Annotated in this window: 10 protein-coding genes; 9 read left to right on the top strand and 1 reads right to left on the bottom strand. The window is 55.5% G+C overall.

The window, feature by feature from the left end:
• The first annotated feature begins 54 nt into the window (after window positions 1-54).
• From AC2FGB_RS08010 to AC2FGB_RS07985, 6 genes are all read left to right on the top strand, one after another.
• Window positions 55-1,911, top strand: a complete 1,857-nt coding sequence (locus AC2FGB_RS08010; RefSeq protein WP_496689394.1) for a GumC family protein — start codon at window positions 55-57, stop codon at window positions 1,909-1,911.
• A 173-nt stretch (window positions 1,912-2,084) separates the two neighbouring features.
• On the top strand, window positions 2,085-3,431 hold the full coding sequence (locus AC2FGB_RS08005; RefSeq protein WP_496689392.1) for a lipopolysaccharide biosynthesis protein: 1,347 nt from the start codon (window positions 2,085-2,087) through the stop codon (window positions 3,429-3,431).
• On the top strand, window positions 3,428-4,705 hold the full coding sequence (locus AC2FGB_RS08000; protein ID WP_496689390.1) for an O-antigen ligase family protein: 1,278 nt from the start codon (window positions 3,428-3,430) through the stop codon (window positions 4,703-4,705). The genes AC2FGB_RS08005 and AC2FGB_RS08000 overlap by 4 nt, the downstream gene beginning before the upstream one ends.
• Entirely contained in the window at window positions 4,702-5,913 is a 1,212-nt protein-coding gene (locus AC2FGB_RS07995; protein WP_496693735.1) for a polysaccharide biosynthesis/export family protein, read from the top strand. The genes AC2FGB_RS08000 and AC2FGB_RS07995 overlap by 4 nt, the downstream gene beginning before the upstream one ends.
• Window positions 5,914-5,988: 75 nt before the next feature.
• Entirely contained in the window at window positions 5,989-7,152 is a 1,164-nt protein-coding gene (locus AC2FGB_RS07990; protein ID WP_496693736.1) for a glycosyltransferase family 4 protein, read from the top strand.
• Window positions 7,153-7,185: 33 nt separating this feature from the next.
• Entirely contained in the window at window positions 7,186-8,022 is an 837-nt protein-coding gene (locus AC2FGB_RS07985; RefSeq protein WP_496677161.1) for a sulfotransferase family protein, read from the top strand.
• A 24-nt stretch (window positions 8,023-8,046) separates the two neighbouring features.
• On the opposite strand, the gene AC2FGB_RS07980 is transcribed toward AC2FGB_RS07985, so the two are convergent.
• Window positions 8,047-9,279, bottom strand: a complete 1,233-nt coding sequence (locus AC2FGB_RS07980) for a glycosyltransferase family 4 protein (protein WP_496689384.1) — start codon at window positions 9,277-9,279, stop codon at window positions 8,047-8,049.
• Between the two features lie 424 nt (window positions 9,280-9,703).
• Here AC2FGB_RS07980 and AC2FGB_RS07975 point away from each other — a divergent pair, with 424 nt between their 5' ends.
• The 3 genes from AC2FGB_RS07975 to asnB all read left to right on the top strand — a co-directional run bounded on the left by AC2FGB_RS07975 (window position 9,704) and on the right by asnB (window position 14,045).
• On the top strand, window positions 9,704-10,867 hold the full coding sequence (locus tag AC2FGB_RS07975; protein WP_496693737.1) for a DegT/DnrJ/EryC1/StrS family aminotransferase: 1,164 nt from the start codon (window positions 9,704-9,706) through the stop codon (window positions 10,865-10,867).
• A 94-nt stretch (window positions 10,868-10,961) separates the two neighbouring features.
• Entirely contained in the window at window positions 10,962-12,092 is a 1,131-nt protein-coding gene (locus AC2FGB_RS07970; RefSeq protein WP_496693738.1) for a glycosyltransferase, read from the top strand.
• A gap of 3 nt (window positions 12,093-12,095) precedes the next feature.
• Window positions 12,096-14,045 (top strand): asparagine synthase (glutamine-hydrolyzing), encoded by a 1,950-nt coding sequence (asnB, locus tag AC2FGB_RS07965; RefSeq protein ID WP_496693739.1) that lies wholly within the window; start codon window positions 12,096-12,098, stop codon window positions 14,043-14,045.
• Window positions 14,046-14,049 lie beyond the last annotated feature (4 nt).

Below are 14,049 nucleotides of genomic sequence, written 5' to 3'. Positions count from 1 at the left end.
AAGATTTGTATTTCAGGCGACGGTGATCTTGGTCGCTACAAGGGACGATAGAGAATGGATCAAAACCATATCGCAAACCAATTTGGCCAGCAGCGTCTGGATGGCATATGGCGGATGATTTACCGTCATCTGAAGTTGATCCTCGGAGTGACCGCAGCTGTGATCGTCGGCACGTTTATGGTCGTCAATCAACTGGACCCAAGATACAAATCCCGCGCCGAAATCGTTCTCACATCTCTGGATATGCGCGTCCGCGCCGACAGTGTCGAACTTGAATCCTATGAACTGACCCGCACCCTAATTGAAACCGAGATCGACATCCTGCGGTCACGGGAGTTTGCGGCAGAGGTCGCCCTAGCGCTGGACCTGTTCGAGAATGAGGCTTTTGCCGGGGCACAAAATCCCGCAAACCCGCAATCCACATCCGTTATCCGCAATCGTGTAATCGACAATACACTGTCGACATATAACGTACTTCGGCAAGGAGAGAGCCTTGCGATTGAGATCATCTCAACAGCCGAAGACCCGCAGCTGGCAGCCGATATTGCCAATACAGTTGCAGAAACCTTTATCCTTCGCCTGCAGCAGCGGCGGCAGCAGGGACTTTCATCTTCCATTTCTTTTCTTAAGGACCGCGTAAATGAGCTGGGTGACGAACTGACCCGTGACGAACTTCAGATGGCGGCCTTTATTCTTGAAGAAAATCTGGCGGATGAATCCGTGCCGGGTAGGCTTCGGTCGGAACTTGCGCGGCTGAACTCGCAAAAAGATGTGCATGAGATCAACGGAGCCAGCAGCGAAGAGGTCGACAAAATTGCTGACCAGATTGCCGTTGTTGAACAGGCATTGCGCAGCCGGACCGGTTCGGAAATTGCATTGCTGCGGATGGAACGCGCGCTAGAGCTTCTTCGGATCCGGTATCAGACGACGATTGAAAAGCTGAATGATTTCGAAACCCAGCAACAGTTTCTTGGCCAGGCGGTTCAGCAGGTTTCGGTTGCTCATGCGCCGACTTCGGCATTCTGGCCGAATACCAAAGTCGCCGTCGCAGTCAGCGCGATTGTCGGGTTCTCTCTGGCATTTGTGATCGCCCTGTTGATGGAGGGCAGCAACACGCGGATCGTCAACGAAAACCAGATCGAACAGCAAACCGATCTGACCAATCTGGGTTTCCTGCCGGATACGGTGATGGATTCGGACACGGATGGTCAGCAGGAGTTGTTGCGCTTTATCCGTGATCAGGGCCGCTCGCCGTATGTAGAGGCGCTGCGTAGTGTTTTGACGATGTGGTTTAACACAAATGATGACGGCAGCATCGTCATGGTTACCTCTGGTGTTCCTGGAGAAGGCAAGACCGTGGTTGCGGTTTCGCTGGCCCTAGTGGCGGGTACAGATGGGATGCGCGTTCTATTGTTGGATATGGATAACCACCGTTGCCGTGCCTCAAAAACACTGGGTCTTAACGGGGCGGCCCCGGTCGAAATCGAGGACGCGCTGAGCGGTGCCGTGCAACCCAGCCAGATTTATGTCGATGGCGAACGGGTACCGGGGGTTTCGTCGATCAGTCTGAACCTGCGTCCAAAAATATCCCGCAAACAGTTGATGCAGCAACTTGGCGAATACGGGCGCATGTTGCGCAATCAGTACGATCTTGTGTTGGTCGATACGCCGCCGACATTGGTCATTGATGACACGATCCGACTTGGGCCGCTTGTCGACGGTACGTTCTTGGTGGTGCGCTGGGGGCAGACCACCGAAAAAATTCTCAAGGATGCAATCGAAAAGCTGCGGATGAGCAATATCAAGATTTCCGGTACGATCATGAATGGTGTGAACATGCGGAAGCAAAGGCAATATGGGTATGGTGCCTATACATATCATTACTCGGATGAGCCTGGGAAAAGCAGCTGATTACGGTTCGCAGACCCTTGTAGGATTTGTTAGATTGGTGATTGGGTATTGGTTTTTATTTGCGAATATGAGGGCACAGCGCCCGCGACGCTTTTGCGGCGTGGTCCAATGACCGGCAGCCGCCAAGGGGTGGAATTGGCCGGTCGTTTGTGCGGCGGGCGGGTGGGTCAGACATGACCTCTCAGCCCGGCGCAACCTCAATCCCGACTGCTGTGCTTCGGCGTTTACTGCGCAATCTGAAATGGATCTTTTCCTCTCAGATAGCAGTCGCTTTGCTGGGCCTTGTGTTTCTGCCGGTGGCCGCCCGCGCACTTGGGGCCGCAGGCTTGGGGGTAATGGCAATAGGCGAGGCCTATGCGCGGATCGTTTCCCGATTCCTTCATCTTGAGCCCTGGCAGGCGGTGATTAGATATGGAAGCACTGCGCTGGAGGAAGAAGACCGCGAACGATTTCGCCGACTTGTCGGGCTGTCGGTCCTGATTGACGTGGTTGGGGGCGTATTGGCCGCCGGCGCTGCGATCGCATTCGCACCGATCATCGCCGGATGGCTGGGGCTGGATCAGGATCTTGCATGGGTGCTGCCGGTCGCATCGCTGGGAATTCTGGTTTCGCTGAGGCCAACCGGGTTGGCTTTGTTGCGGTCCTTCGACCGGTTCGATCTGTTGGCCAAACTGGATATTTTCGCAGCGTCTGTGCGGATGGTGCTGGGGGTGATTGCCTGGCAACTGGGGTTTGGGCTGCCTGGCTTTGTCGCGATATTTGTTGCTGTCAGCCTTTTAGACGGCGTTCTGGCCTTTGCCGCGGGGCTGCGAGAAATGTCGCGGAATGGCTATGGCCGTCCGATGCTTGGAATAAAACAAACTCTGGGTGAAAATTCCGGGTTTCTGCGCTTTGTTTGGAACAGCAATCTCTCTGTCATCTTGCGTCAGACCACGCAGCGCCTGGACGTGATCATATTGGGTGTTCTGATTTCACCGACGATGGTGGGATATTACCATATCGCGAAACGGTGCGGCGAAGCTGCACTGCGTCTTGGACGACCGCTAAGCCAGGCGATCTATCCCGAGTTCACCCGGTTTGCCGCCCGAAATGAATTTGACCGTTTGCAAAAAATGCTAACGGGTCTCAGCGCCGGGTTCTGGGGGGTAATTGCCCTTGTCTTGATTCCAGTGATCTTGATGCTGGAACCGATCGTTACTGCGATTTTTGGTGTGGATTATGCCCCTGCAGTACCGGTCGTGCGCGTGCAGGCAATCGCGGTAGGTATTTATCTTGGTGGGATACTGCTGAACCCTGCACTGCTGAGTCTGGGGCAAGACCGGGCCTTGGTTCGGATCGGTTTGTTGAACACTATTTTGTTTCTGATCCTCATTGCACCGATGGTTTCTGTTTTGGGCGTGGTCGGTGCCGCAGTGGCGCATATGCTGTGTAATTCCGTTTGGTTAGGGCTGTGTGTGTTACACTTGCGGCGTACATTGCTGAACCCTGCATTACACGGAAAGGAGCAGGTGCGCCCATGAGACCTGCATCGGTCCAATCAGTTTCCTTTGGCAAGCCGACCAATGGAATCGGCTATTTGCCAAGCGTAGACATGGCAGCTCTCTATTTCCTGATGGCGGCTGTAGCCCTGGCGCCGATGAACTATCTCAGAGTGGATTTCGTCTATTTCACCCTCTCGGATTTCTTCTTTGTGCTGGCTGGGTTTGTCATGCTGGCAACTGGCCAGCTGCCGGTTAAGATATTCGGTCCCGCAAGCGGGTTCTGGTACAGTTCGTTCCTGTTTTTCACAGGGGGCCTGACCGTAGGTTCGTTGATCAACGGAGATCCGACCGAGCTGCTGACTGTGTTTGTTCAGTACTTCTTTTCGTTGATCGTGCTGCCAATCCTGATCGGCAATCGAAGCTTTGATCAGATCGTCCTGCTGATGAAGGCATTTATTATTGGAATGGGCATTGTTGTGCTGTTTGGCATCTATGCAATCAACTTCATGGAAGACCCGACACACCGGTTTGTATCCGCCAATGGTCGCATGCTTTCGCTGGTCGAGCGGGCAAATGAATGCGCGCTCATGCTGGCGATGGCCATCGTTTTCCTGCTTAGCCTGATCCTGCAGAAGCAAAGCAGCCGCATCTGGGGGCTGATCGTGCTGCCAATCCTGTTTTACGGCGTCATTCTGACCGGTTCGAATTCTGGTCTGATCGTGACCATAGTGGGGACTGTCGCCATTATCCTCAGCAGCGGGTCCCCGCGTCATGTTGTGATCCTGATCGCCAGCACGTTGATTGCGGTTTTGGTGGTCCTGAACTTTGGTGAGCTTTTCTTGCCCGAGGTCTTTCGCGAACGAGTTCTGAATGCCGTTCTTGCAGGTGACATTAGCCAGGCGGGCACGTTCTCTGACCGGCTATTCCTGCTGCAAGAGGCCTTCGAGGTATCCCGTGGCACTTTGTTGATCGGGCTGGGTGCAAACCAGTACAGCCTGGCCAGCGAACAGGGAATCGTGGTTCATTCGGCCTATTTGCTGACTCTGTCCGAAGGTGGCTTGATTTCTCTGCTCGGTATGGTCGGCTTTATTTTGGCCAGCATATACTTGGCCTGGATGGCCATTTCTGTCGGCCGCTCGCCATCGGTCGGGGCACTGACCATCGTTGCCATGCTGATGTATGTCGTGCTGCTTGCCGGGGCGACGACCTTTTATGCCCGGTTCTGGAACGTACCCTTTGTCCTTGCCATTGCGCTTAGCGTGTCGCGCCTGCCGGTGTTAGGACCAACGAATACACTTAGGAGATTGTCGTGAAATTATTGCAAAAACTGATGCTTTCTGTGATCGCGGCTTCGGCTTGTTTTATCGGTGCGCTTCAGGCCGAGGAATATGTTCTGGCACCGCAGGACAAGATCAATTTGCGTGCGATGCGTTGGGATCCGGTGGTTGCGTCTTTTGTGAACTGGCAAGGCGTTTCCGGTGAATATGCGCTTTCTTCGGGAGGGATGCTGATGGTGCCTCTGGCCGGCCAGGTTCATGCTGAAGGGCGAACGACCGAAGAACTGGTACTGCTGCTGGAAACTCAGATGCGCACTCGCGTGGGGATGGCAGAACCGCCTCATCTGGCGATCGAAGTCATCGGCCATCTGCCTGTATACATATTGGGGGATGTCCAGATTCCAGGCTCGTACCCTTATCGGCCACAACTGACCGCGCAGCAGGCGATGGCGCTTGCGGGCGGGGAATACCGGTTGCCTTTGCAAAATGACGTAGGAACGAACTTTACCGGATTGCGGGTTCAGGGTGAAGTTCAGTTGTACAATGAACAGATTGAAGCTTTGCAAGCCGAACAACGCCGACTGCTGGCTGATCTGTCAACACTGTCTCCGGACGGCGGTGATGCCAAAATTGAACCCCCACAAGGTCTGCAGGGGGAGATTCTGCAAGCGGATCAACAGGCCCGGGAAGGGCAGGGTGAACGCATCATCCAATTACAGGAAACCCTCAAAGATCAGATCGATAGCCTCGAACGGCAGCTGGAATTGCGGGCAAATCAGATCGCGATCACGCGCAATGATCTGGATGATGCTCTGGCACTACAGAAAAAGGGCCTTACGGTCAGTTCGCGCGTGTCATCTCTGTCCAACTCGTTGAACGATCTGGAAAGCAAAAGTGTGGATATCGAGATCGCTCTGGGCTTGGCCCGGCAACAGCTGAACCGCGCGCAACGCGATGAGCTGGAGTTGCTTGATACCGCGCGCTCGAATGCGCTGGTGCGGCTGAATCTGGTGCAGATCGAACTCGAGGATTTGCAGACCCGGCTGGGCACCGCGAAAATCCTGCAGGCCGAGCTGGCAGCGCTTGGCGTTGTTGAAGAGGTTGATGCGGTCGAAGAGATCGTGATCGAATACTCAGTCACCCGCGCGGCCGGAGGAGCCGCAACGGCGATTTCGGGTGACACTGTCTTGTCCCCCGGGGATACGCTTTCGGTTTCTCGAACCTTCGTCACGCAAACACAATAGATTTCAGTTCAATGATTTATGGTTCAGCGCGCGGTCCTGATGTCCGGCGCTGAGCCAAAAAGGCGGCAGGCCAGAATGAAAAAGATACGCGTTTTATTTCCCTTTGCAGGTTGGGCAGATCTGGGCGGCAGTCATGTTTCCGCGCTCAAACTTGCGTCCTGTCTGGACCGGGATCAGTTTGAACCATTGGTCCTTTGCCACAACGAAGCGGGGTCAGTCGGGCAGTATGCACAATCGCTGGGTCTGAATGTCGAAGTTTTGCAGGGCCCCAGGCTTATGGGCCCTCCAAACAACAAAACGGATGCAGATGTTGGCTTTCCGGAATACTGGACCCGGACCTACGGCCAGCTCGTCCGGTTTTTGCGGGACAAAAAGCCAGATATCGTCCACACAAATGAGGGCCGATTGCATGTGAATTGGGTGTTTCCGGCCAGACGGTTGGGGATCAAGCATATCTGGCACCACAGGCAGGATCCGCGCGCGGTAGGCGTTAACTATGTCGCGCCGGTGTTTTCGAACCGTATCCTAAGCGTGTCGTATTTTTCGAAACCCTCGCGTCCGATACGCTCGGTTGACAAAAAGTTTCAAGTCATCCGCAGCCCCTTCGACCTGAGCATTCAGCGCCCGGATCCAGACGCGGCGCGTCGGATGATCCTGAACGAAATCGGTGCGCCGGAAAATGCAGTTCTTCTGGGATATTTTGGCCATCTGGAACCGCGAAAACGGCCGGTTCATTTTGTCCAAAGCCTTGTGGCCATTCAGAAACAGTTTGGGGACAGGCCGGTACATGGCCTGCTGTTTGGCAAAGTACTCAATCCCGATGACGGGTTGGACTCAGGCTCCATGGACGTGGCCCGAGAACAGGGGATGGGCGCGCAGATTCATATGATGGGTTTTCGGCAGGATGTTGAAAAGTGCATGGTCGCCATGGATGCCACCCTTGTGCCGGCCTTGAACGAGCCATTTGGACGCACCTTGATCGAGGCCATGCACCTTGGGCTGCCCGTTGTGGCCACACGGCACGGCGGCAATGTCGAGGCAATCGATCATGGCAAAACCGGTTTTCTGGTAGATCCGCAGGACCCCGAGGCCTTTGTTGAGCCGGTCGTCTCTCTGATTGAGGACCCGAGCCTGAGACAGCAGGTAACACAGGCGGCTTACCAATATGTGCAGGATAATTTTGGGTTGGATAAACACGTGGCCGAAGTGTCCGACGTGTACCGGGAATTGGTATCGTGATCCCGATGCGAATTGTAGGGTTTAGAGGGTAAAATGGGTTTGGCGAACGAGCGAAAAATAGATTTCCTGATTTTTGGTGCTGCAAAATGTGCGACCACCTGGTTGCAGAATTCTTTGACCGCGACACCGCAGATTTTCATGCCGGACCCCGAGCTGCACTATTTCTCGGATCATTATGACCGGGGGGCGGCCTGGTATCGCGATCAATACGAAGGATATTCGGGCCAGAGTATCGTGGGTGAAAAGTGCAATACCTACCTGACACATCCAGAGGCCGCCAAAAGGATCGCCCAGGATCATCCTGATGTCAGGTTGATCCTGCAGATGCGCGATCCGGTTCGCAGGGCTTATTCCGATTACTGTATGCTGTATCGCCGGGGCACTGTCGGGGACGACATTCATCGGTATCTGGACCCCGACAAAGCCGGTGATGAAAGGTTCTTGCACAACGGCAGATATGGCTATCACCTGCGCCGCTTTTACGATCTGTTTCCGACCGATCAGATTTTGTTACTGGCCTATGAAAATACCGTCTCGCAACCGGTGGAAACCTTGCGCCGTGTTGCCGATCACATCGGTTATTCCGGCGTCGTGGAGCCGCCACTAGAAGAGCGGGTCAAAAACAAAAATACGCCAATCGTGCCCTTGCCTCTGAGGCGGGTTCTGGCGCCGCTTCGACCGTTGCTTGACCCGATCCGGCATACGGGGCCGTTAAAGGCCATTCGCAGAGCGGTGGCGCGGCAGGTGGAATACCCTGAATTGCCCGATGCTTTGGCGCAGAAAATGGCCGATTTCTACAGGCCAGACGTTGCCGAGCTTGATGCGATTGATCCGGGTCTCAGCCGCGGGTGGCGCAGTTTCTCGGATTAGACGTCAGCTTAGAATGGGTGTGGATCAGTCGGTGGCAGTCGAGGGCAGCGTGGTATCGCTGTCGATCAGCCCCATTTTCCGTAGCAGGATCGTGTTGATCCGCGCGACGTCAAACTCTTGCTCGGCACGCGCCCGCGCGGCCTGACCCATGGATTCGATTAGGCTCCGGTCTTCAACGAATTTTCTCATCGCATCCGCCAGCCCCTCTGGATTGCGTTTGGGGACGATAAACCCGTTTTCCCCGTCGCTGACCGCATCGGCGCATCCCGGGGCATCGGTCGTAATGACGGCGCGCCCGGTCGACATCGCCTCAAGAATGGCGCGGGGGATGCCCTCGCGATAGACGGTGGGTAGTACGAAGACCGAACATTCCTTGAGAAATGGCCGAACATCCTTGGTTTCGCCTAGATACTCGATATGCCCCAGCTGGCCCCATTCTTCGAGCTGCTGTGCGTTGACCGAGTCCGGGTTGTCATCCAGCGGACCCAAAAGCTGACAGCGCACATCAGGGAATTGTTCCCTAAGCTGCCGGGCGGCTTCGGCATATTCGAACACGCCCTTGTCACGCAGCAAACGTGCGATCATCAGAAACACGGGTGGATCCGTAGGCTGATGGGATTTTGCGTATCTGGCGAGATTGACACCGGAACCGGGCACAATCGACAGCGCGGCCTGAGGTGCCAGCAAACGTCTGCTGCGAAACTCCTCGGCGTCGACCGAGTTGTAAACCAGAACTTCGTCGGCACCTTTCAATCCGATGCGGTAAAGGCCTGTCGCCACCGCTCTCAGCACTTTTCGGCGCAGGGTCAGTTTGGCATCCGCAAATACATAACCTAAACCGGTACACATCGCGAACCGCCGCCGAACGCCGGTCAACCGCGCCGCAAGGCCGCTGAAGATGATCGGCTTCATCGTATAGGCAAAGACGATATCGGGCCGTATTTCCCGGCAGATCCCGATCAGTGTGAACAGGGTGGACAGATCCTGAAATGGATTTAACCCCGCGCGCGCCATGGGGATTTGCCGAAATGTCACGCCGATCTCGGCAAGGGCTGCTTCGGTCGCCGCATCGTTTTCTGGTGCGCAAGCAAGTACGTCTGCGCGTTCAGCAAGCTCTTTCAGCAGGTCATAACGAAAATTGGTCAAAGAGGTCGTAAGATTGCCGACAAACAGAACTTTTGGACGTCCGCCAGTTGTCGAACCTCGTTCGGCAGGTACGGCTTGGGCACCGGAAGCGGTGTCGGGAAAATCACTCATCAAAGAAACATTTCAAACTTTAAAAACCAAGGTTGAGGCGATGCTGATCCATGTCGCCGAAGCTGTCAACGGCGCTGTCACCAAAGCCGATTGTTGCCTATTTTTCACCTCTGACTGTCTGCGGCCTGATTGTTGAAAAATCACGCTGTTAAGTGACCTGGAACCTTGCATAAGCAATCGATTCAGGTCAGGTTTCGCCTGCCGCGGCACAAAAAGATATTTCCGAACCTGCGGAGTTTGTTTCCAATTCAGGCGCTGAGCGCCAAAAATTTGTTAATTGTTGAGCTTGCCTGACCTCCTCGGATGGTTTGGCGCGAGGTAAAGAAATGATCCGGAAATCCTGCTGTCTAAATTTGAGCAATTATAGGCTTGGCCCATCTTCCATCGGCTATCCTCTGGCCGCTTATCTGAAGGGAAACAGCTGATGCCCAAATGGCCATTCTTCGAAGAAGATGAAATTGATGCTGTCAGCGCAGTGCTAAGATCCGGTTGCGTGAATGCCTGGACCGGCCCCGATGTCAAAGAGTTCGAACGTGAATACAGCGCCTATACCGGCGCGCAGCATGCGATCGCCATGGCAAATGGCACGGTCACTCTGGACGCCGCGCTGCTGGCGTTGAACATCCGACCCGGAGACGAGGTTATCGTCACACCGCGTAGCTTTATCGCGTCTGCCAGTTCGATCCTTCTGGCCGGTGGCAAGCCGGTATTTGCAGATGTGGATCGTGACAGCCAGAACATCACCGCAGAAACGATTGCACCGGTTCTGACCGACAGAACCGTGGGGATTATCGCGGTCCATCTGGCCGGGTGGCCATCGGATATGGCGGGTCTCATGGATCTGGCGCGCAGCCGCGACCTCTGGGTGATCGAGGACTGTGCGCAGGCGCATGGTGCCATGATCGGTGACCAGCACGTGGGAACCTTTGGCACCTGCGGCTCGTATTCTTTCTGTCAGGATAAAATCATCACAACCGGCGGCGAAGGCGGAATGCTGATCACCAATGATGATGAGCTGTGGTCCAAGGTCTGGAGCTATAAGGATCACGGTAAAAGCTATGAACACGTGTTTAACAAAAGCCACCCTCCGGGGTTTCGCTGGCTACATAGTGGGCAGCCGGGCACCAATCTGCGGATGACCGGGCTTTCCGCCGCCATCGGGCGCATTCAGCTGGGGAAACTGGACGGGTGGCGCGCCCATAGAACCAGAAATGCCGAGATTTTGGCGGAAGCTCTATCCGGATGCGCTGCGTTTCGGGTACCTGTTCCACCTGCCGGGCTGACACACGCCTATTACCGGTTTTATGCGTTCATAAGACCTGAGAATCTGGCCTCGGGTTGGAGCAGGGATCGCATCATAGCTGAGATTTCTGCGGCGGGTTTCCCCGTGTTCTCGGGCAGTTGTTCTGAAATATATAGAGAAGAGATGTTCGCACGCCTTGGTGTTGGCCCGGTTGATCCCTTACCGGTGGCGAAAGAGCTTGGTGAAACCAGCCTTGCTTTTCTGGTTGATCCGACCTGGTCGCATCAAGATATCGTCGGTCTGGCCGAATTTGTACGCGAAATCGGAGTTCGGGCGCGTGCATAGGCAATTCACACCGCCGCATCCAGGGCGCGTGTCTGAAGGTTCCGACCCGGCATGTGCCGCCGGATCAGGTTAGTGAGTTTCGGGTGTTGAACGGATGATCATGCATGTCATCACCGATTTTTCCGGTCAGGGCGGGGCCCAGGCGATGCTGGCGCGGCTGGTTGCCAAATCCGGGGATCGGGTATTGGTGGTGTCGCTGACGGAGGTTTCGGACAGGATCAAAAGCCAATGTGCAAATCCAAACGCCGTTCTGATCGGATTGAATGCCAGATCACTGTCGTCCATGCCCCGCGCGATATTGCAGATATCGCGTCTTATCCGTCAGTATAAACCGCAGGCGGTTCTGTGCTGGATGTACCATGCGATGGTCATCGGGCTGATTGCCAGCTGGATATCAGGTCGAAAGGTGCCAATTTACTGGACGGTGAGGCAGGCTTTGGACGATACCAGCTCATTCACGCGCAGCACGCGGATTGCCGTTGATCTGTGTCGGCGTTTGTCGGGCAGGTGTGCAGGGATCATTTATAACTCGCAACGCGCATTGGATCAGCACGCGAAGAACGGGTTTGCTGCTGCGCGGTCTTGCGTCATTCCGAACGGTCTGGTCATGCCGCAAGTGAAATTGGTGCGGAACGATCCGCCCAGGGTTTTCGGGATTGCGGCGCGGTTTCATCCACAGAAGGATCACGAAACCCTTTTCCAGGCTCTGTCCCTGGCGCTGCTGTCAGTCCCCGATCTGCGCATCATCGCGGCCGGAGAGAATATGTCGCCTGAAAACTCCGAAGTACAATCATTGCTGGCGCGCTATAACCTAACTGCCGACAATGTAGAGCTGTGCGGCGACCTGCATGATATGGCTGCATTCTACAAACGGATTGATGCGCTGGTGCTTTCATCCCGAACCGAAGGGTTTCCGAATGTCATTGTCGAAGCGATGAGCTATGGCCACCCCGTTGTGTCGACGGATGTGGGTGATGCGGTGGTGATCATTCGCGACTGCGGATTGATCGTACCGCCCCGCAACGCGGAATTGCTGGCAGACGCTTTGGTCCATGCCGCAAATTGGTCGGCCCCAGAGTATCTGGAAAAAAGAGAAAAAGCCCGGGCGATTGTGGCCAGTACCTACCAGCTTGACCGCATTGCCGCGCAGTATCGGAACATTTTGGAGAGCGGCAGTCTTGATCCCGATAAGATTGCCTCTCAGCCAGAACAGAAGGGGATCTGAGCGATGTGTGGCATCACCGGATTTATCAACTTTGGCACCGTTGATCGGTCTCAGGCCTCATCCGTCCTTGGCAGGATGTGTCAATCGATTGAACACCGTGGCCCGGATGGAACCGGGTTGTTTGTGGACCCGGATCAGGGTGTGGCCCTGGGGCATCTGCGTCTGGCCATTATTGATCTGTCGGAAACCGGGGTCCAGCCGATGGATTCCGCAGATGGTCGGTTCACCATTGTGTTCAATGGTGAGATCTATGGCTATCTGGAACTGCGTCAGGAATTGCAGGATCTGGGCATAAGCTTCAGGGGCACGTCCGATACCGAAGTTTTGCTGGCGGCGATGCAGCTTTGGGGTATCCGCAAGACACTGGACCGCGTCCACGGGATGTTTGCCATTGCCGTGTTTGACCGGAAAACCCAGAGCGTGACATTGGCGCGCGACCGGATTGGCAAAAAACCTCTCTATCTGGGCCTGGCCGGGAAAACCGTTCTGTTTGGGTCCGAATTGAAGTCACTGCGCGCGCATCCGGAATTTGGACCGGCAGAGGTGGACCGCGCAGCCTTGGGATCGTTTCTTCGGTTGGGATATATTCCTGCGCCGCGCACGATTTACCCAAATGTCCTGAAACTACCTGCGGGCTCTATGGTCGAGATCAAACTTGACACCCCACCGGCCTCGTTGGATGCGCTTCTGCAAGGGATCGAGCGGTTTTGGGATATCGAGGCCGTAGTCACCGAGGCGCGCGCAAACCCCTATCCTGACGATGAAACGGCCATAGCTGAAATCGAATCCGAACTGCTGCGCGCGGTGGGCGAACGGATGGTTGCGGATGTGCCGATTGGGACATTTCTGTCCGGAGGCGTCGACTCGTCGCTGATAACTGCAATGATGCAAGAGCAATCCAGCAGGAAGGTTCCCAGCTTTACCGTACGCTTTGAGGACGAAGACACCAACGAAGCCGACCATGCAAAAGCCATCGCCGAGTATCTTGGGACGGATTACCACGAGGTGACGGCGACGCCGGAAATGGCGTTTCAAGCCATCGAAGGCTTGCCGCAGGTGTTTGACGAACCTTTCGCCGACCCGTCGCAACTACCAACCCTGCTGGTTTCGCAACTGGCGCGCCAGCAGCTTAAGGTCGTCATGTCCGGCGACGGCGGTGACGAGTCGTTTGGTGGCTATGCCCGATATGTTCGGATGCAGGCCTTTGAGCGCCTGAAGGGCAAGATGCCCGACCTGGCAATTCAAGCCCTGTCGCAGGCGCCGCAATCGGTTCTTGCCGCTCTGTTGCCAGTCCTAAGGCCATTCGCCCCGCGCAGCATGCGCGATGATCTGAGCGCCGACCGTCTGGCCAAGCTTGCGCCGGTTCTGCAGGGACGAGAGTTCCAGTGCCGCTATCAGGCCCAGTTTTCGATCTGGTCCTCCGGTATGCTTGGAAAGTCCGGCATCCCGCTGGGCAATGAGATCGGAACGCATGATTTGCCCGCAGGGTTGAGCCAGTTGGACAGCATGATGTTGTTGGATTCGCTCTATTATTTGCCGGATGATATTCTGGTGAAGGCCGACCGCACTTCGATGTCGGTGGGCCTTGAGATGCGCGCGCCGTTGTTGGACTACCGCGTTGTCACCGCCGCCTGGCGCTCTTCGGCATCGCTTCGGTGCGACGGGAAGGTTGGCAAGGTGGCGTTGCAGGAGCTTTTGAAAAAGCGGGTTCCGCAATCGCTGTACGACCGGCCAAAGCGCGGGTTCGGTATCCCACTCAACGCTTGGTTGCGCGGGCCCCTAAAGTCCCGTGTTTCCAGCATTCTTCTGGATGGGAACGGGCTTGAGGGTTTCGTGGACAAGGCAGCGCTGGAAAAATGCTGGGCCGAGCACCAATCAGGCAAACGCAACTGGGGTGCTCAGCTGTGGACGGTCTTTATGTTCCAACTATGGTCCGAAGCGTGGATGCGCTGATCAC

The organism is Ruegeria sp. CDSC021 (assembly GCF_059610845.1).
The sequence above is the reverse complement of the archived record's forward strand: the minus strand, read 5'-3'. Positions and strand labels throughout refer to the sequence as shown.